Here is a 15,583-nt window from a genome sequence, read left to right as displayed (position 1 = left end):
ACCATAAGGCGAAACGCCGAATGGACCTTCTGACAATCAAGTTGCGACATGGATACGCATTTTTTCCGCGAATTCAACGGAGCAATGCTCATCACCTCATGAGCTGCGGCGATATTTTACGTTAACGTGAACGTAAATATCAATCCTTGGCTTAGTTTTCATCGAATGCTGTCGAAAGGCCGTTCCGTTTGCGACACGACAGCGGCCTGCGGCCCCTGGTTTTTGTGTTGCACGGCTCTGGGCGTGATGATGGTTCTGTCAAACAGCGGCACGCCGCGCCTGCGCAGGAAAAGCACGAGAACCACGCCTGCAATAATGCCGCCGACATGGGCGCTCCACGACACCCTGTCCTGCATACCGAAGATGAACATGAAGAACTGCTGGGCGATCCATAACGCCAGCGGAATGAAGGCTGGCAGGGGTATGGGAATGCGCATGAACACCAGCACCCAGACCCGCACGCGCGGATGCAGCAGCATATAGGCGGCAACGACACCGGAGACAGCGCCCGATGCACCGATCAGCGGCGCTTCCGAGGTCTGGGACACCAAGCCATGAAAGAGGGCGCCTGCCGCCGCACAGGCAATGTAGAACACCAAAAACCTGACATGACCGAACGCGTCCTCGACATTATCGCCGAAGACCCAAAGGAAAACCATGTTGGACGCCAGATGCCAGAAACCAAGATGCAAAAAAGCATAGGTGACGACGGTCGCTCCCTCGGGCACCAGTTTGACCGCCGGATCGAGATAGGCGTAATCGAAGATGACAGCAGGAATGAAACCGAGCCCAAGAGTGGCGGCCCCTGCCGCTGCATCGTCAGCCAATACGCCAGTCAGCAGCCACACCAGCACGTTGATGCCGATGAGCGACAGCGTCACATATTGCAGCTTGATATGCTTGAGCGAGTTCGCATCGTGCAAGGGAATGAACATGCGGTCGATCCCTCGTTTGTCTTAACGGTTCTGACCGGGAACCCAGAGAATATCGGGCATGTCGGCCTTCGTTGCATCGTTGGCAAAGCGTGCTGCCACGAACAGGAAGTCGGAGAGCCGGTTGATGTATTTCAATGCGGCAGGGCTGACCGTCTCACCTTCGATCAGTGCCAGTTCCACCATCTGGCGTTCTGCACGCCGGGAAATGGTGCGCGCAAGGTGAAGATTGGCAGCCGCCGGTGTTCCCCCGGGCAGCACGAAGGACGTGAGCGCGGGCAGATCGGCATTCAACGCGTCGATCTCGTTTTCTACGCGCGTGACCTGCGCCTCGACGATCCGCAGCGGTTCATAGGAAAGCACTTCGCCCGTATCGGGGGTCGCGAGGTCTGCACCGAGATCGAAAAGATCGTTCTGGATACGAAACAGCATCGCATCGAGTTCGGTAAGGTCGGATGTGTGAAGCCGGGCAACGCCGATAGCGGAGTTGGTTTCATCCACCGTTCCGTAGCTTTCGACACGCAGATCGTGTTTGGCGCGGCGCGGGCCGGATACCAGTGCCGTCGTGCCATCATCGCCGGTTCGGGTATAGATCTTGTTTAGTTTGACCATGTCTTTATCGCCCTCCACCCGTGAGCCACAGCGTAGCCATGATGAGGATGATGGCGACCGCCTGCAACAGAAGCCGCAGTTGCATCAGCTTGTTGGATTTGTTGGCATCCGTACCTTTGAGCATAGTGAACAGCCCGCGTATCAGCACAAGGACCACCAGACCCATGACGATGACGGTAAGTACCGTGGTGAAACTGGACATGCTCGACGCTCCCAAAAATGCCGTTGCCTGCGTTGTAGCTGATTAGCGCGCCGCAGCGCTAGTCGAACCTGCGCAGGAACCGGTAAAAGAAATCGGCTGGCAGAAGCCTCTTCAAAATCACGGCCTGTTTCGCTGGCATGGTGATGACGTAGTGGGGCTTCGGGCGTTTGGCGGTCAGTGCGTGTTTCAGTTCCTTGTAGACGGCATCCGGGCCAAGCTTGTGCTTGTTTTTCTGGCCTGTGCCCTCCAACCGCGCAAGCTGGCGCTTGTAATCCTGCGCATGAACGGAGTTTTCAAGATCGATATTGCCCTTGATCTGGGCCAGCGCCGTGGCCGTGAATTTCGAGGCGATGGGGCCGGGTTCGATCAGGCTGACCTCGATGCCGCTGCCTTGCAGTTCCATGCGAAGCGTGACGCCCAGTCCTTCCAGCGCGAATTTGGACGCCGTGTAGGCGCCGCGATAGCGATAGGGAACGAGGCCCAGAATGGACGAGCAATGCACGATACGCCCGTATCCGCGTTTGCGCATGAGCGGAATGACACGGCAGGTCAGGTCGTGCCAGCCGAAAACATTGGTCTCGAACTGTCGCCGCAGGACATCGACACTCAGGTCCTCCACCGCGCCGGGCTGGCCATAGGCGCCGTTGTTGAACAGCGCATCGATCCGCCCGCCAGTGCGCGCCGAGACATCATCAACCAGGGCCGCAATCGTTTCCGGCTGGGTATAGTCCATGATCAGCGTTTCGATGCCACACGCCTGAAGGTCTGCCATGTCTTGCGCACGCCGCACCGTGGCAAAAACCCGCCAGCCATCGTCTTTCAATGCCTTTGCACAATGGGCGCCGATCCCGGACGAGCAGCCGGTGATGATGATGACCGGTTTTTCAGACATGAAAGTATTTCCTAAGTCATGACGTGTTAAGGATGGCGCACTGAACGGGTGTAGGGATTGAGTAGCGCACAATTCTTCTTGACCAGGTGGAACCAGTGCGCAGTCTCAAGCGCTGTACAAGCGGTGACTGACTTCCCATATCTCGCCCCGAGTTACAAACGAAATGCCGATTGAGGAGGCGACATGGTTGCAGCAATGGACATCGTGCGAAAAGTGGCCCTTGACGCCTACGTCCATTTTGCCGAGGACGACGGCTGGGCCATGGCCAGTCACGTGGCGCTTTCCATCCTGCTCGCGCTTTTTCCGTTTCTGATTTTCGGCACGGCACTGGCGAGTTTCCTCGGTGCTGACCAATTCGCCGAAACCGCCGTTCACATCATTTTCGATACATGGCCAGCGGCAATTGCCGGGCCGCTTGCAGCTCAGGTCCAGCAGGTGCTGACCATTCCACGTGGCGGGCTGTTGACGATTTCGGTGCTTGCCGCCGCCTATTTTGCCTCCAATGGCGTCGAGGCACTGCGTATCTCGCTCAACCGCGCCTACCGTGTCAGCGAGACCCGTTGGTGGTATGTCACGCGTCTTCTCAGCCTCTTCTACGTCGTCATTGCAGTGACCATTTTTGCGGCCATCAGCATCGTTCTCGTTGCTGTACCCGTCGCGCTATCCTTTGCAGAAACGCGCTTTCCGTTGTTGAAGGATTTTCTGGTGACCGTGTCCAACCTCGGTCTCTACGGCACCATCATCGTGTTGGCCGTCGGTCTTGCTGCTGCCCATCTATGGCTTCCCGCTGGCCGTCGCCGCATTTGGGATGTACTGCCTGGCATCTTTTTGACGCTGCTGTTCTGGGTCATCGGCGCGGGTATCTTCGCCTATTATCTCGCAACATTTGCGAATTATGCTGCCACCTACGCCGGTCTAGCGTCGGTCATGATCGTGCTGGTGTTTCTCTACATGGTCGGCGTCATCTTCATGCTGGGTGCTGAGGTCAACGCGGCCCTGATGAAATACCGCATCCGCCATGTCATCAAGGCCGGTATTCACAATGGCAGTCTGAGAGAAGCCCTAGATGCCGAGGAGGCCGCGGATATCTGATGCCGCAAGGCCTTGCTCTCGCAGCACCTGAAGGCTGGCACTGCCCCTGCTTTTTGAAAGCTTGTTTCCGGTGTCATCCAGAATAAGCCGGTGGTGGTGGTATTCTGGCGCAGGCAAACCCAGCAGTTCCTGCAACAGCCGGTGAACGGATGTGGCGTGATACAGGTCCATACCGCGCACCACATGGGTGATACCCTGAACGGCATCGTCCATCACCACAGACAAATGATAACTGGACGGCCCATCGGAACGCGAAAGCACGACATCGCCCCACGCCGCAGGGTCGGCGTCGATCATCTCGTCAGAGCCGCGGCCGGTCTCGCGCCATTGCAACGGGGTTTCAAGCAAAGCCAAGGCTTTATCCATATCCAACCGCCATGCATACTTTTTGCCTGATGACAGAAGTGGTGAGACCTCATGTTCAGGTCGTTGCTTGTCCAGTGCGGGATAATGCAAAGCGCCGTCTGGATCCCGAGGCCAGATGTTGCCTCCGGCCTCGTAATCCGCCGCGAAAGCCTTCACGTCGCCCCGGCTCATGAAAGAGGGATAGGCAACACGCATCGCGATAAGTTTGTCCAACCCTTTTCGATACACATCGAAATGGTCGGACTGTCTGCGCACTGGCATCTCCCAGTCGAGCCCGAGCCATGCGAGGTCCTCATATATCCCCTGTTCAAGCTCATCCGTGCACCGCGCCAGATCGATGTCCTCGATCCGCAATAGAAACCGCCCCGCCATCGCCTTTGCCATATCGTGGTTGAGAATGGCGGAAAGCGCGTGGCCAAGATGCAGCCGCCCGTTGGGGCTGGGTGCAAAACGCAAAACCGGCTTTTGACCTGAGAGCAAAGACATGGTTTCTTCTGCCATGTCTTGCGGTGCTTCGCCAAGGCGGAGTCATGGACGCTGAGGCCTGGTTGAGCAAAATCATCCGAAATATGTCTGATATCGAGGAAGGTCTGGCCGCGCTTCTGCACCTCGACCCGCGCCTCGTGCCGATCGCTGAAAAGGCCGGTCCGCTGCCGTTGCGGCTGAGAGAGCCCGGCTTTGAAGGTCTAGCCCACATCATCGTTTCGCAGGTGGTGTCACGTGCCAGTGCAGACGCCATATGGCGGCGCATGGAAGCGGAGATGGGTGAGGTGACCGCAGCCCATTATCTCGCTACCACGAATGACGACACGCCTCGCTTCGGCCTGTCCCGTGCCAAGGCGAAAACGTTACACGCTGTTGCCACGGCCATCGTCGATGGACATTTGAATCTTGCGACAATTTCTACGCTTGACGATGCGTCCGCCCACGCGTCACTCACGGCGCTCAACGGCATCGGGCCATGGACCGCGCAGGTCTATCTCATGTTCTGCCTCGGTCATGCCGATATGTTTCCATCCGGTGATGTAGCGTTGCAGGCAGCCGTCGCCCACGGTCTGCAACTGGACGCGCGGCCCGGGGAAAAAATGCTGCGGGATATCGCCTCTAACTGGGCTCCGTACCGATCCGTCGCAGCCCGGCTTTTCTGGGCCTATTATGCCGCGATAACGCGCCGTGATGCGCTTCCTGCCGCCTGAAATTAGCCTTTCTTTCAGCGCTTCATTTATGGGCTTCACAATCCTGTAACAACGGACCTAATATACAGGTGTAGATGCAGAATCGATCAGGAGACGCCCTTGACGATTGCCGTTTCACCACAGGCTTTGCCCGCGCTCGTTTTGAACGCAGACTACCGGCCGCTGAGTTACTATCCCTTGTCGCTGTGGTCCTGGCAGGACGCGATCAAGGCCGTATTTCTTGACCGCGTAAACATCATTGCAGAATACGATCACGCAGTGTGTTCGCCCAGTTTTTCCATGCGGCTGCCCAGTGTCGTGAGCCTGAAAACCTATGTGCAGCCCACTCGCAACCCCGCATTCACACGCTTCAACGTGTTTCTGCGTGATAAGTTCGAGTGCCAGTATTGCGGCTCCCATGATGACCTGACCTTCGACCACGTCATTCCGCGCGCCCATGGCGGCGAAACGACATGGCTCAACGTCGTCGCAGCCTGCTCACCCTGCAATCTCAAAAAAGGTAGCAAGCTACCAAAGATCGCGGGCATGGTGCCCCACCAAAAGCCGTACCAGCCCACGGTTCAGGACCTGCACAACAACGGTCGCTCGTTTCCACCCAACTATCTGCACGAAAGCTGGATGGATTATCTCTATTGGGATACCGAATTGCAGCCGTGATGGTTCAAGAGGCTTTGCGGGTTGCGCCAAAAAACGCGATGCCCGCAAGCACGATGCTCGCAACCACGTTCCAGCCTGCAAACGACAGTCCGAGCACACGCAGCGCCGCGTCATTGCACGATGGCGCCTTGATGGCATTGAGGTCGCTTAACAGGTTCCCCGCATTCGTGGTAATGGAAGGTGCGCCAGTCGAGCAGGTGGTCGGGCCCGGCCAGAAACCCCATTCGACGCCTGAGTGATACACACCAAGACCAGCACCGATCAACATAGCAACGCCGACGATAACGAGTGCGGACCGTGAGAGCCAGACCGGCAGCCTGAACAGGCTCGCCGCTATCGCCAGAATGCCGACGGGAATCGCATAATAATACGGGTCGCGCTCCAGCAAACACAGCGCGCAGGGCGTATAGCCGCCGATATGCTGAAACCCTAGTGCAGCGCCTACCGTTACAATCATTCCAAGCGTGACCAGAACAGCGGAAGCGCTGCGGTTCTTGTCTGCGGAAACTGCACTCGTCATCATGTGGTCCTTCACATTCGACTCAACACTTCAAATAGCCCATCTGGCAAAACAGGGCCAAGCGCGGCATCGTTCAACCCGCTATCCCATGCCTCTAATCCAGTCTCACCCCGCTTGCAAATGCTTCGTTGACGAGGGCGAGTGGGAGCCCAAGCAAAGTTTCGTGAAATCGCGTTTTTCGCAAAAATCGGTTGACGTTATAGGGTCGGTTCGTATAGTCCGCCGCATACCAAGGAATAAGATTCCAGAGTTGCCCCTTTGGCGGAATTGGTAGACGCGCCTGACTCAAAATCAGGTTCCGAGAGGAGTGCTGGTTCGATTCCGGCAAGGGGCACCACTGCTTAACCCAACATATTGAAATAGCTTCGCTTTAAGAGATTTTTGTCCCACCATTTTCTAACCCCTCAGGGTGAAGGTTGTGACTAAAAGTCGCTAAGCGGTGGCGGCTTTGAAGGACCTTAGTCTTGATTTGATGGACTTCCGAATGGATCGAACCGCACGTTTCGTGTGACAACGGACCTGTAACCAGATTGGCATTCGGGTGTGGTTGATTATCAAGTGAGCCCATTCTTTTTGCCATCTGTCGTACAACGCTGCGTCATCGTCATAGCGAGAAATTGCCCGTTTCAAAGCTACCTTGGGGTCAGCAATCTCGATTATGTCTATGGCTTGGTCTGTTTGTTCGACGTCTTCGACGTCACATTCCAACACGAGAAGCACAGTGGTGTCGCCTCGCCTGGACGGGCTGATAAGTCGCAAAAACTGATCCCATTCAGAGAGCATCAGCTGTGCCACCTCACCCGGAGTTATATCCGGCCTGGTCACGCGGCATGCCGAAAGATTTCGGTAGTAAACCAAATGCAGACTATCCCGGCTGCTTAACGCACGCTTTAACCTCTGAAACCGTCGCGTTAGTTGTTCGTGAATCTCACGTTTGGAAGCTGGATCAGAGTGGATGTGAAATGTGCGAGGATAATGCTTATAGGCAAGAACGCGCCGCTCGGCATCTGGGGGAGAAACGACGTCGTAGCAATTCCAGGGGCTGACTTTCTGAAAATCATCCCTGATGATATCGGTCACTGTCGTCAATCCGTTTTCAACATTGTCCAACCAGTCGAAAGGATAGGAGATTCTCCTCAATCCTGCGATCTTCATCATATTTGCAGCATTGCATGCCGCACCTAGCGATATGTATTTGTGTCCCACGCGCACCCCTTTTCGCGACAATTTACATGCTACAGCTTAACCCGGATATGCAAGTGCTGATTACTCAGAAGCACATCAAAACGTTCTGTTACCCCACCCTCACGTATCTTATCGACGTAGCAACCCAGCAAGCGGAATATGAGATTGGTGAGGCTGAGAAGCGGCAGGCGCGGCACTGAAGAGTGCCTCGATGGTATTTGCAAAATCACAGAGAGTAAGCCCAGACGTGACACATAGAGCGACACTTTATGTGTCACGGAATGCAGGTAAAGGTGACGAAACGGCGGGTTGTCCGGGGCTGTCGGGATCGCTCCATGTCCCGTTGTCAGACATGTATCGGTGAAAAAGGTGGGACAACGAGAAAAGTAAGTATAATTATTACAAGGGGCCATTTTTGCCCCACAAAATTTTATGTATATGATTTTATTAAATTCTGGCACTTCGGCAAGGGGCACCATCAGCTTGACATCATTATTTCGCAAAATACACTTTTCGCGCTTTCGTGCGCTGAACTGCTATCAGCAGAATTCAGGCTCATCCTAGAAAATCAATCGCCAATAAATCTATAGGAATGAGTGTCTTAAATAGAGCGCGCGCTCCGCAATTGGCAACAGGCAAATTACCCAAAACGATTCGTTCTAGCGCGGAACGATTGCCGCACTGATTGGTTGAATCATGCTTGTTGTGTGAGGAGTGTGCATATCGTGGTTTCCCCGAGAGCGAATTGGAAGGGCTTCATCAAATTTGGCGAAGTTTCCTGCGCCGTGGCCCTTTACACGGCGGCTTCGTCTTCCGAGCGAATTGCATTCAACACGTTGAACAGAGCGACCGGTAACCGCGTCAGGCGCGAGTTTGTCGATGGCGAGACGGGAGATGTTGTCGAGCGGGATGACCAGATCAAGGGTTACGAGACAGAGAACGGGCAATATGTCGTTCTTGAGCCGGATGAGGTTGCTGCTGCTGTTCCTGATAGTGACAAGACGTTGGCAATCGAATCTTTCATTCCCTGCTCGGAAATCGATAATGTCTATTTCGACAAGCCCTATTATCTGACGCCCGACAAGGTCGGGACTGAAGCCTATGTGTTGCTGCGCGACGGGATGAAAAAGGCCGAGGTGGCAGCCATTGCGCGCACTGTCCTGTTTCGCCGATTGCGCACCGTTCTTATTCGCCCACACGGCAAAGGCCTGATCGCGTCGACCCTTAATTTCGATTATGAAGTCCGGTCTTCTCAGGAGGCTTTCGAAGACCTGCCCGATATAAAAAGCGACCCTGAACTGCTTGAGATCGCGGAACTGATCATTACCAAAAAGAAGGGCAGTTTCGATGCCAGCACCTTCGATGACCGTTACGAGGCGGCGGTGGCGGAACTGGTGACGGCGAAAATCGAAGGTCGGTCCCTGCCGAAGAAGAAGGCCGAACCGGAGTCGAAGGTTGTCGATCTGATGCAGGCGTTGCGCGAGAGTGCAGGCATGGACAGCAAATCGAAGTCGAAGCAGAAGTCCGCCAAGGCCGGCGCTAAGACCAAAAAGACGGCTGCTAAAGCGAAACCCAAAGCAGCGCCCACCCGCCGCGCCGGTTAAGAGGAGACCACAATGGCTGTTCGTCCTTATTGGAAAGGCTACTTGAAGCTCTCGCTCGTCAACTGTGCGGTTCAACTCACACCTGCGACGTCGGAAAGTGAGAAGGTGCGGTTTCACACGCTCAACCGTGCGACGAACAACCGTGTGGTGAGCCATTACGTGGATTCTGTCACCGGAAAGGACGTCAAAGAAGAAAACGAGGTCAAGGGTTACCCGCGCGGCGAGGATGATTACATGATCCTTGAAGATGAAGAGCTTGAAAATGTCGCGCTCGACAGCACCCGGACCATCGATATCTCGACCTTTACCAAACGCGATACCATTGAATGGATTTGGCTGGATACGCCTTACTATCTCTCGCCGAATGAAAAGGTGGCGCAGGAGGCGTTCTCCGTGATCCGAGACGCCATGGCCTCGCAGGACATGGTCGGGATTTCGAGGCTTGTCATTTCTAGACGCGAACGCGCCGTGATGCTGGAGCCGCGTGGAAAGGGCATCGTTTTGTGGACTTTGCGCTATGGTGATGAGGTAAGGGACGAGGATGACTATTTCGACAGCATTGGCGATGAAAAACCCGACAGCGACCTGATGGCGCTCGTCCAGAAACTCATCAAAAAGCAGACCCAGCCGTGGGATGCGAAAATGGTTGTCGACCCTGTACAAGACCGCTTACTCGATATCATCAAGATAAAGAAAAAGGCTCAGACGAAGCAGACAAAGACCAAAGCGAAAAAGCCTGCCTCGTCGCCGGGTCCGAGTAATGTCATCGATATCATGGACGCGCTGAAGAAGTCTGTCGCCAAGGAAACGCGTAGCCGGAAATGAGGGCTGTCAGGACGAGGCTTTCCTGACTTTGTTCAGATGCTTGATAGCCTGCTCCAGCGGTCTTTGGCCGTCACAATAGTCCTCCCACGCCGTGCTCTTCTTTAAGAGATTGGGAACCGTCCTGACTGTGAAGCGCATTGGATCGAGATCGGCTTTAACCTGTGTCCAGTTGAGCGGCATTGAGACGGTTGCGCCCTGTCTTGCGCGTGGCGACAGGGGTGCAACCGCCGTTGCCATCCGGTCGTTTCGCAAATAATCGAGAAAAATCCGCCCCTCGCGCTGGTTCTTCGCCATTTTGATCAAATAGAGATCTGGATTATCTCGCGCCATTTCTTCGCAGACATCATGTGCGAAGGCTTTGGCTTCGTCCCAACTCACTTTCTTGTTTTTTGGCATGGCGAGGGGGGTAACGACGTGCAGCCCTTTGCCACCGGTCGTCTTGCAGAAGCTGACGAGACCCAATTCCTCCAGGCGGTCACGAATTTCGCGGGCAGCCTCGACGACAGTTGAAAATTCCACATCCGGACCGGGATCTAGGTCGAAAACCAGACGGCCCGGCACCTCGGGCTGGCCGGGTTCGCAGTTCCAGGGATGCAGTTCGATGCCGCCGATCTGGGCGATGGCTGCAAGACCCTCGACACGGTCGATCTGAAGATATGGCTTTTTATCGCCAGAGACCGTCACGAGCTCAAGAAGGTTGGAGGCTCCGGGCATCGCATGGCGCTGAAAGAACTGCGTGCCACAGATGCCATCTGGGCTTCTCATGATCGAGCATGGGCGACCTTTGATATGATCGATCAGCCAGTCGCCAACGGCTTCGTGGTAATGGGCTAGATCTGCCTTGGTAACGGGTTTTCCATCACCCGCGTCCGGCCAGAGCGCCTTTTCGGGGCTGGAGATCATGACGCCCATGACCTCCTCCTTCGCGCCTTTGCGAAGACGTTTGGCTGGCGGCTTCTTGGTTTCGGGGTCGGGAACATCCGCGTCTTGAGGCGATGCCGGTTCTTCGGCTTCCACTTCCGAGGCAGGCTTGTCTTCGCGCAGACCTTTGAACGCCCCCTGCCGAACCTGCCCATCCGCTGTCCAGCCTGCGAACTCGATCTCGGCCACGAGTTCGGGCTTCAGCCAGACGATATCATCCGTCTTCTTTGGCGCGCCTATGCCGGTAAACGGAGATTTGGACATTTCCATCTCTTGAAGCTTTGGTAGCAGTTTTGCGACTGTTGTCGCGCTGTATCCTGTCCCCACTCGCCCCACGTGGACGAAATGCTTGCCGCTGAAAACACCAACAAGAAGTGAGCGAAATTTGCCATTGGTTTTGGCATAGGCCCCGATAACCACTTCGTGGCCGGAACGGCATTTGGATTTGGCCCAGGTGTCGCTTCGACCTGACCGATAAGGCGCATCTGCCTTCTTGGAAACGATGCCCTCCAGCGATAGGCGGCATGCCGATTTCAGGACGGCATCACCGCCCGTCTCGAAATGCTCGACAAACCTCATGCGAGGGTCCTCACCCGCATCCGACAACAGGGCCTGCAAGCGATCCTTGCGTTCCGTCACGGCCAGTTCTCTCAGGTCGTCGTCACCATCGAACAGAAGATCGAATGCGAAATAGACGAGATCATCGGTTTCACCTTCCGACAACGCTGCTTGTAGTGCGGCAAAATCTGGCGAACCTCGTTCATCCAGCGCACAAATCTCTCCGTCTATGATGCATTCCGGCAGCGCAGACGCCGCCTTTGCGATAGCAGGCCATTTCGACGTCCAATCCAGCCCTTTGCGGGTTTTTAACGTTGCCTTGCCTCCCGACACGCCCATTTGGACCCGGTAGCCGTCAAATTTGATCTCGTGGATCCAGCCTTTACCTGCCGGAGGACGCGTCAGGCTCTGGCAGAGTTGCGGCGCGATAAAGCTTGGCATCGCCGACTTCGAGGCTGTGGATTTAGTCGGCTTCGTTCGCGTGGTCTTCGCCTTCGCGGACGTTTTCGTTCCAGCCTTGCGCTCGTCGGCAGCAAGACCGTCACTGCTATCCCACACCGCGTCCGCTTCGACCGTCCCGCTTCGGGTCATGAACGGCTTCGGCTTTTTTCCCTTGCCAGCGGCGATGGCATCCATGGTTCGGCCAGACGCGACGGATGTCGTGTTATCGTCCAGCACGGCTGCGCCATTTTTATCGACGGCATCGTCGTCGCGGTGTTTGATCAGCAGCCAGTTCGTCCGTTTGCCGCCATCACGGTCATTGCGCATCCGCACCAGAACAAAGCTTCCATGCAGTCGGTCACCGTCCAGCGTGAACTTGAAATCACCCTTCGCCAATGCCTCCTCGGGCGTTTTGTCGCCTTCGGGCTCCCAATAACCGCGATCCCACAACATCACCGTGCCGCCGCCATATTGACCCTTGGGTATCGTGCCTTCGAAGTCGCCGTAATCAAGCGGATGGTCTTCAACCTCGACGGCAAGCCGCTTGTCGTTGGGGTCGAGAGAAGGACCTCTGGTCACGGCCCAGGACTTGAAAACGCCATCGAGCTCTAGTCGCAGATCGTAGTGCAACCGCGTTGCGTCATGCTTTTGGATGACGAAGCGGCGGCGGTTGGACTCTTTCGACTTCTTCAAGCCGCTGGGCTCTTCGGTCAGCCGGAAATTACGTTTTTTCTTATAGGTAGAGAGTTTATCTGCATCAGCGACCATGCTTGTCCACCACTCTCATCTTACGCCAGTTTTTCACGCACACAGCAGAAGACGTATGACGGGCGCCTTATGTTCCGCATGCTGGAGGCAAGACGAGCGACCGTGGCTCAGGCATTGATCGGCAAGCTGCGATGGAACGCAGAATCGTCCACGTTACGCAGAACGCTCGGGAACTTACTGCACCTTGTCCGGTTCGGCAGGTACAACCCACCAACTGAGGACATCACCATGGCTGATAAAACACTCGACGATCTGTTTCTTGATACACTCAAGGATATCTATTTTGCTGAAAAGCAAGTGCTGAAGGCACTGCCGAAGATGGCACGCGCTGCCCAGTCCGAAGAGGGCAAGGCTGCTTTCCTCCAGCATAAGGAAGAAACGGAAGGACAGATCGAACGCCTTCAGCAGATTTTCGAATTGTTGGGTAAACCTGCTCGCGGCAAGACCTGCGAAGCCATTCAGGGCATCCTTGCTGAAGGTGAAGAGATCATCGAAGAATACAAGGGCAGCGCTGCCCTCGATGCTGGTCTTATCTCGTCTGCTCAAGCAGTCGAACACTATGAAATTGCCCGTTACGGCACGCTGAAAAGCTGGGCCGAGCAGCTTGGCCACACAGAAGCCGCGAAATTGCTGGAAGCAACCCTTCAGGAAGAAATTGCGACCGACGCAAAGCTGACACAGCTCGGCGAAGGCTCAGCAAACACCAAGGCGTCAAAGAAGAAAGCTTCGTAAAGCCCCATTCTAACGACGAAAAAGCCCGCATCTGCGGGCTTTTTTGTGCGTGCTATTTTACGCTGAAACAGTGAAAGCGTGCTGCACAGCTTCTAGCGGTATGTCTACGACCTGGTGAATGCCTTCACCGGCTCCTCCTTGGCCACATCATCCATCTCGTTGTCGTTGACGATTGCCCTAGCAAGCTGTCTGAAGCTCACTGTGCCCACAATATTACCGTTCAAATCAATGACGGCTGCGTCGTCTTCTCCGCTTCGCGACAGCATGCGCATCGCCCCTTCAACACTGGTTCCGACCAATATCTTTGGACCGCCGGGACGCAGGTTGGAATTGATGGGAGACATCACCGCTTCGACGTTGATGACACGGCCTCGGTTCACCTCCTTGACGAAATTGGCGATGTAGTCGTCTGCCGGGCGCAGGACGATGTCCTGGCTGGTACCTTGCTGGATGACTTCTCCGTCTCTGAGGATAGCAATCTGATCTCCCAGCCGCAGCGCCTCATCGAGATCGTGGGTAATGAAGACGATCGTCTTTTTGATTTCCTTTTGAATATCCAGAAGCACGCTTTGCATATCGGTGCGGATCAATGGATCGAGTGCGGAATAGGCTTCGTCCATCAGCAGAACCGGGGCGTCGTTGGACAGGGCCCGCGCCAGACCCACGCGTTGTTGCATGCCGCCGGAAAGCTGGTTGGGAAAGCGCGTTTCGAAACCTTTGAGGCCGACGCGCTCCAGCCAACGCATCGCAATATCGACGCTTTGCGCGCGCGCCATGCCCTGCACCTCGAGGCCGTAGAGTGTGTTGTCCAGCACGTTTCGATGCGGGAGCAGGGCAAATTTCTGGAACACCATTGCCGTCTGGTGGCGGCGGAAGGTGCGCAAATCCTGCGTGTTCATTTTCACGACGTCGACGCCGTCCACAAGCACCTCACCGGCTGTGGGGTCAATCAGCCGGTTGATATGCCGGATCAGCGTGGACTTGCCTGAGCCGGACAGGCCCATGATGACTTGAATGCAGCCTGAGGGGATATCGATGTTGATATCCCGCAGGCCCAGAACGTGCCCGTGTCGCTCGTTCAGCTCAGTCTTCGACAGGCCGCCTTTGACCGCGTCGACATAGGCGTCCGGGTTGACGCCGAATATTTTGTAGAGATTGCTGATTTTGATGCCGCCAAAGGTATCAGCCATGGGCAATCTCCTGATGTTTCTGGAGCCGCTTGCCGTAGGCCTGGCTGATGCGGTCGAAGATGATGGCAATGCCGACGATGGCCATGCCATTGAAAATTCCCAGCGTGAAATACTGGTTGGCGATGGCTTTCAGCACCGGTTGCCCCAGCCCTTGCACCCCGATCATGGAGGCGATGACCACCATGGCAAGTGCCATCATGATCGTCTGGTTGATTCCTGCCATGATCGTTGGCAGCGCCAGAGGCAATTGCACCTTGAACAGCTTTTGCCAATTGGAGGAGCCGAAGGCATCTGCTGCCTCCAGCACATCGCGGTCCACCAGCCGGATGCCCAGATTGGTCAGGCGGATCATCGGTGGAATGGCGTAGATGACGACGGCGATCAGTCCCGGCACGCGACCGATGCCCAGCAGCATCACGACGGGAATGAGGTAGACGAAACTCGGCATCGTTTGCATGACGTCGAGGACCGGGTTGATGATGCGCTGGAAACGGTTCGAGTAGGACATGGCGATGCCGATGGGCAGCCCGATGGCGATGGACAAAACGGTGCACACGAAGATCATCGAGATCGTGCGCATCGTGTCCATCCACATGTCGAAATAGCCGATGGCAAGCAGTGTCAGCAGACAGCCGACGACGATCTTCAGGCTGCGGCTGGCAAACCACGCAATGGCGAGGATGATCAGGATGATGATCGGCCAGGGTGTTTGCGTCGTGAAGCGTTCTGCGGCCAGCAGAAACTGTTGCAATGGCGAGAAGAATCCTTCGATCGTGCCGCCCCAGGCACGCGTGAAGCCTCGAAAGCCGTCGTCGATCATCTTCTTGAGATTGCGAAGCGTATCGTCGTTCATGTGTGGAAACGAGTAAAACCAGTCCATGCGTCATCCC

General features: G+C 55.7%; 16 protein-coding genes and 1 tRNA gene. 7 read left to right on the top strand and 10 right to left on the bottom strand.

Annotated elements, in window-relative coordinates:
* Nucleotides 1-158 precede the first annotated feature (158 nt).
* The 4 genes from HRR99_RS18865 to HRR99_RS18850 are packed head-to-tail and all read right to left on the bottom strand — an operon-like array spanning nucleotide 159 to nucleotide 2,638.
* Nucleotides 159-935 (bottom strand): rhomboid family intramembrane serine protease, encoded by a 777-nt coding sequence (locus tag HRR99_RS18865; RefSeq protein WP_111838796.1) that lies wholly within the window; start codon nucleotides 933-935, stop codon nucleotides 159-161.
* 21 nt (nucleotides 936-956) lie between these two features.
* The gene (locus HRR99_RS18860) at nucleotides 957-1,544 is read right to left on the bottom strand and encodes a cob(I)yrinic acid a,c-diamide adenosyltransferase (RefSeq protein WP_111838797.1); all 588 of its coding nucleotides are present in this window, start codon (nucleotides 1,542-1,544) and stop codon (nucleotides 957-959) included.
* 4 nt (nucleotides 1,545-1,548) lie between these two features.
* Nucleotides 1,549-1,746: a twin transmembrane helix small protein gene (locus HRR99_RS18855; RefSeq protein ID WP_111838798.1), complete on the bottom strand. Its 198-nt coding sequence runs from the start codon at nucleotides 1,744-1,746 to the stop codon at nucleotides 1,549-1,551.
* Nucleotides 1,747-1,804: 58 nt separating this feature from the next.
* Nucleotides 1,805-2,638 (bottom strand): SDR family oxidoreductase, encoded by an 834-nt coding sequence (locus HRR99_RS18850; RefSeq protein ID WP_112498076.1) that lies wholly within the window; start codon nucleotides 2,636-2,638, stop codon nucleotides 1,805-1,807.
* 183 nt (nucleotides 2,639-2,821) lie between these two features.
* Between HRR99_RS18850 and HRR99_RS18845 the strand changes: the two genes are divergently transcribed.
* Nucleotides 2,822-3,730, top strand: a complete 909-nt coding sequence (locus HRR99_RS18845) for a YihY/virulence factor BrkB family protein (protein WP_111838800.1) — start codon at nucleotides 2,822-2,824, stop codon at nucleotides 3,728-3,730.
* Here HRR99_RS18845 and gluQRS read toward each other — a convergent pair.
* Nucleotides 3,701-4,597 carry a tRNA glutamyl-Q(34) synthetase GluQRS gene (gene gluQRS / locus HRR99_RS18840; protein ID WP_233124357.1) on the bottom strand — a complete coding sequence of 299 codons (897 nt, stop codon included), beginning with the start codon at nucleotides 4,595-4,597 and terminating at the stop codon, nucleotides 3,701-3,703. The genes HRR99_RS18845 and gluQRS overlap by 30 nt on opposite strands.
* A 68-nt stretch (nucleotides 4,598-4,665) precedes the next feature.
* Here gluQRS and HRR99_RS18835 point away from each other — a divergent pair, with 68 nt between their 5' ends.
* Together HRR99_RS18835 and HRR99_RS18830 are read left to right on the top strand one after the other, a co-directional pair.
* On the top strand, nucleotides 4,666-5,292 hold the full coding sequence (locus tag HRR99_RS18835; protein WP_233124974.1) for a DNA-3-methyladenine glycosylase family protein: 627 nt from the start codon (nucleotides 4,666-4,668) through the stop codon (nucleotides 5,290-5,292).
* A gap of 99 nt (nucleotides 5,293-5,391) precedes the next feature.
* Nucleotides 5,392-5,949 carry an HNH endonuclease gene (locus tag HRR99_RS18830; RefSeq protein ID WP_233124355.1) on the top strand — a complete coding sequence of 186 codons (558 nt, stop codon included), beginning with the start codon at nucleotides 5,392-5,394 and terminating at the stop codon, nucleotides 5,947-5,949.
* Between the two features lie 4 nt (nucleotides 5,950-5,953).
* Here the strand turns inward: HRR99_RS18830 and HRR99_RS18825 are convergent, their stop codons facing one another.
* Nucleotides 5,954-6,469, bottom strand: coding sequence for a disulfide bond formation protein B (locus HRR99_RS18825; RefSeq protein ID WP_233124973.1), 516 nt, complete (start codon nucleotides 6,467-6,469; stop codon nucleotides 5,954-5,956).
* Nucleotides 6,470-6,721: 252 nt separating this feature from the next.
* Between HRR99_RS18825 and HRR99_RS18820 the strand changes: the two genes are divergently transcribed.
* A tRNA-Leu gene (locus HRR99_RS18820) sits at nucleotides 6,722-6,806 on the top strand.
* A 95-nt stretch (nucleotides 6,807-6,901) separates the two neighbouring features.
* On the opposite strand, the gene HRR99_RS18815 is transcribed toward HRR99_RS18820, so the two are convergent.
* A complete protein-coding gene (locus tag HRR99_RS18815) occupies nucleotides 6,902-7,675 on the bottom strand; it encodes a DUF1796 family putative cysteine peptidase (RefSeq protein WP_277877922.1) in 774 nt (257 codons plus the stop codon).
* A 704-nt stretch (nucleotides 7,676-8,379) separates the two neighbouring features.
* Between HRR99_RS18815 and ku (HRR99_RS18810) the strand changes: the two genes are divergently transcribed.
* Both ku (HRR99_RS18810) and ku (HRR99_RS18805) read left to right on the top strand, forming a co-directional pair.
* The gene (gene ku, locus HRR99_RS18810) at nucleotides 8,380-9,258 is read left to right on the top strand and encodes a non-homologous end joining protein Ku (RefSeq protein ID WP_233124352.1); all 879 of its coding nucleotides are present in this window, start codon (nucleotides 8,380-8,382) and stop codon (nucleotides 9,256-9,258) included.
* Between the two features lie 12 nt (nucleotides 9,259-9,270).
* On the top strand, nucleotides 9,271-10,083 hold the full coding sequence (ku, locus tag HRR99_RS18805) for a non-homologous end joining protein Ku (RefSeq protein ID WP_233124350.1): 813 nt from the start codon (nucleotides 9,271-9,273) through the stop codon (nucleotides 10,081-10,083).
* Nucleotides 10,084-10,089: 6 nt separating this feature from the next.
* Here the strand turns inward: ku (HRR99_RS18805) and ligD are convergent, their stop codons facing one another.
* Nucleotides 10,090-12,771, bottom strand: a complete 2,682-nt coding sequence (gene ligD, locus HRR99_RS18800) for a DNA ligase D (protein ID WP_233124349.1) — start codon at nucleotides 12,769-12,771, stop codon at nucleotides 10,090-10,092.
* Nucleotides 12,772-12,999: 228 nt separating this feature from the next.
* Between ligD and HRR99_RS18795 the strand changes: the two genes are divergently transcribed.
* Nucleotides 13,000-13,503, top strand: a complete 504-nt coding sequence (locus HRR99_RS18795; RefSeq protein WP_111838805.1) for a YciE/YciF ferroxidase family protein — start codon at nucleotides 13,000-13,002, stop codon at nucleotides 13,501-13,503.
* A 104-nt stretch (nucleotides 13,504-13,607) separates the two neighbouring features.
* Here the strand turns inward: HRR99_RS18795 and HRR99_RS18790 are convergent, their stop codons facing one another.
* Both HRR99_RS18790 and HRR99_RS18785 read right to left on the bottom strand, forming a co-directional pair.
* On the bottom strand, nucleotides 13,608-14,693 hold the full coding sequence (locus HRR99_RS18790; protein WP_233124347.1) for a quaternary amine ABC transporter ATP-binding protein: 1,086 nt from the start codon (nucleotides 14,691-14,693) through the stop codon (nucleotides 13,608-13,610).
* Nucleotides 14,686-15,573, bottom strand: coding sequence for an ABC transporter permease (locus tag HRR99_RS18785; RefSeq protein WP_112498084.1), 888 nt, complete (start codon nucleotides 15,571-15,573; stop codon nucleotides 14,686-14,688). Before HRR99_RS18785 ends, HRR99_RS18790 begins: the two co-directional genes overlap by 8 nt.
* Nucleotides 15,574-15,583 lie beyond the last annotated feature (10 nt).

The sequence above is a fragment of the Agrobacterium vaccinii genome (assembly GCF_021310995.1).
Lineage (GTDB): Bacteria > Pseudomonadota > Alphaproteobacteria > Rhizobiales > Rhizobiaceae > Agrobacterium > Agrobacterium vaccinii.
The sequence above is the reverse complement of the archived record's forward strand: the minus strand, read 5'-3'. Positions and strand labels throughout refer to the sequence as shown.

What these genes read in the sequence shown, in the direction of transcription:
- HRR99_RS18865 (WP_111838796.1), bottom strand. Translation starts at nt 935, where the DNA reads ATGTTCATTCCCTTGCACGATGCGAACTCGCTCAAGCATATCAAGCTG.
- HRR99_RS18860 (WP_111838797.1), bottom strand. Translation starts at nt 1,544, where the DNA reads ATGGTCAAACTAAACAAGATCTATACCCGAACCGGCGATGATGGCACG.
- HRR99_RS18855 (WP_111838798.1), bottom strand. Translation starts at nt 1,746, where the DNA reads ATGTCCAGTTTCACCACGGTACTTACCGTCATCGTCATGGGTCTGGTG.
- HRR99_RS18850 (WP_112498076.1), bottom strand. Translation starts at nt 2,638, where the DNA reads ATGTCTGAAAAACCGGTCATCATCATCACCGGCTGCTCGTCCGGGATC.
- HRR99_RS18845 (WP_111838800.1), top strand. Translation starts at nt 2,822, where the DNA reads ATGGTTGCAGCAATGGACATCGTGCGAAAAGTGGCCCTTGACGCCTAC.
- gluQRS (WP_233124357.1), bottom strand. Translation starts at nt 4,597, where the DNA reads ATGGCAGAAGAAACCATGTCTTTGCTCTCAGGTCAAAAGCCGGTTTTG.
- HRR99_RS18835 (WP_233124974.1), top strand. Translation starts at nt 4,666, where the DNA reads ATGTCTGATATCGAGGAAGGTCTGGCCGCGCTTCTGCACCTCGACCCG.
- HRR99_RS18825 (WP_233124973.1), bottom strand. Translation starts at nt 6,469, where the DNA reads ATGACGAGTGCAGTTTCCGCAGACAAGAACCGCAGCGCTTCCGCTGTT.
- ku (WP_233124350.1), top strand. Translation starts at nt 9,271, where the DNA reads ATGGCTGTTCGTCCTTATTGGAAAGGCTACTTGAAGCTCTCGCTCGTC.
- ligD (WP_233124349.1), bottom strand. Translation starts at nt 12,771, where the DNA reads ATGGTCGCTGATGCAGATAAACTCTCTACCTATAAGAAAAAACGTAAT.
- HRR99_RS18795 (WP_111838805.1), top strand. Translation starts at nt 13,000, where the DNA reads ATGGCTGATAAAACACTCGACGATCTGTTTCTTGATACACTCAAGGAT.
- HRR99_RS18790 (WP_233124347.1), bottom strand. Translation starts at nt 14,693, where the DNA reads ATGGCTGATACCTTTGGCGGCATCAAAATCAGCAATCTCTACAAAATA.
- HRR99_RS18785 (WP_112498084.1), bottom strand. Translation starts at nt 15,573, where the DNA reads ATGGACTGGTTTTACTCGTTTCCACACATGAACGACGATACGCTTCGC.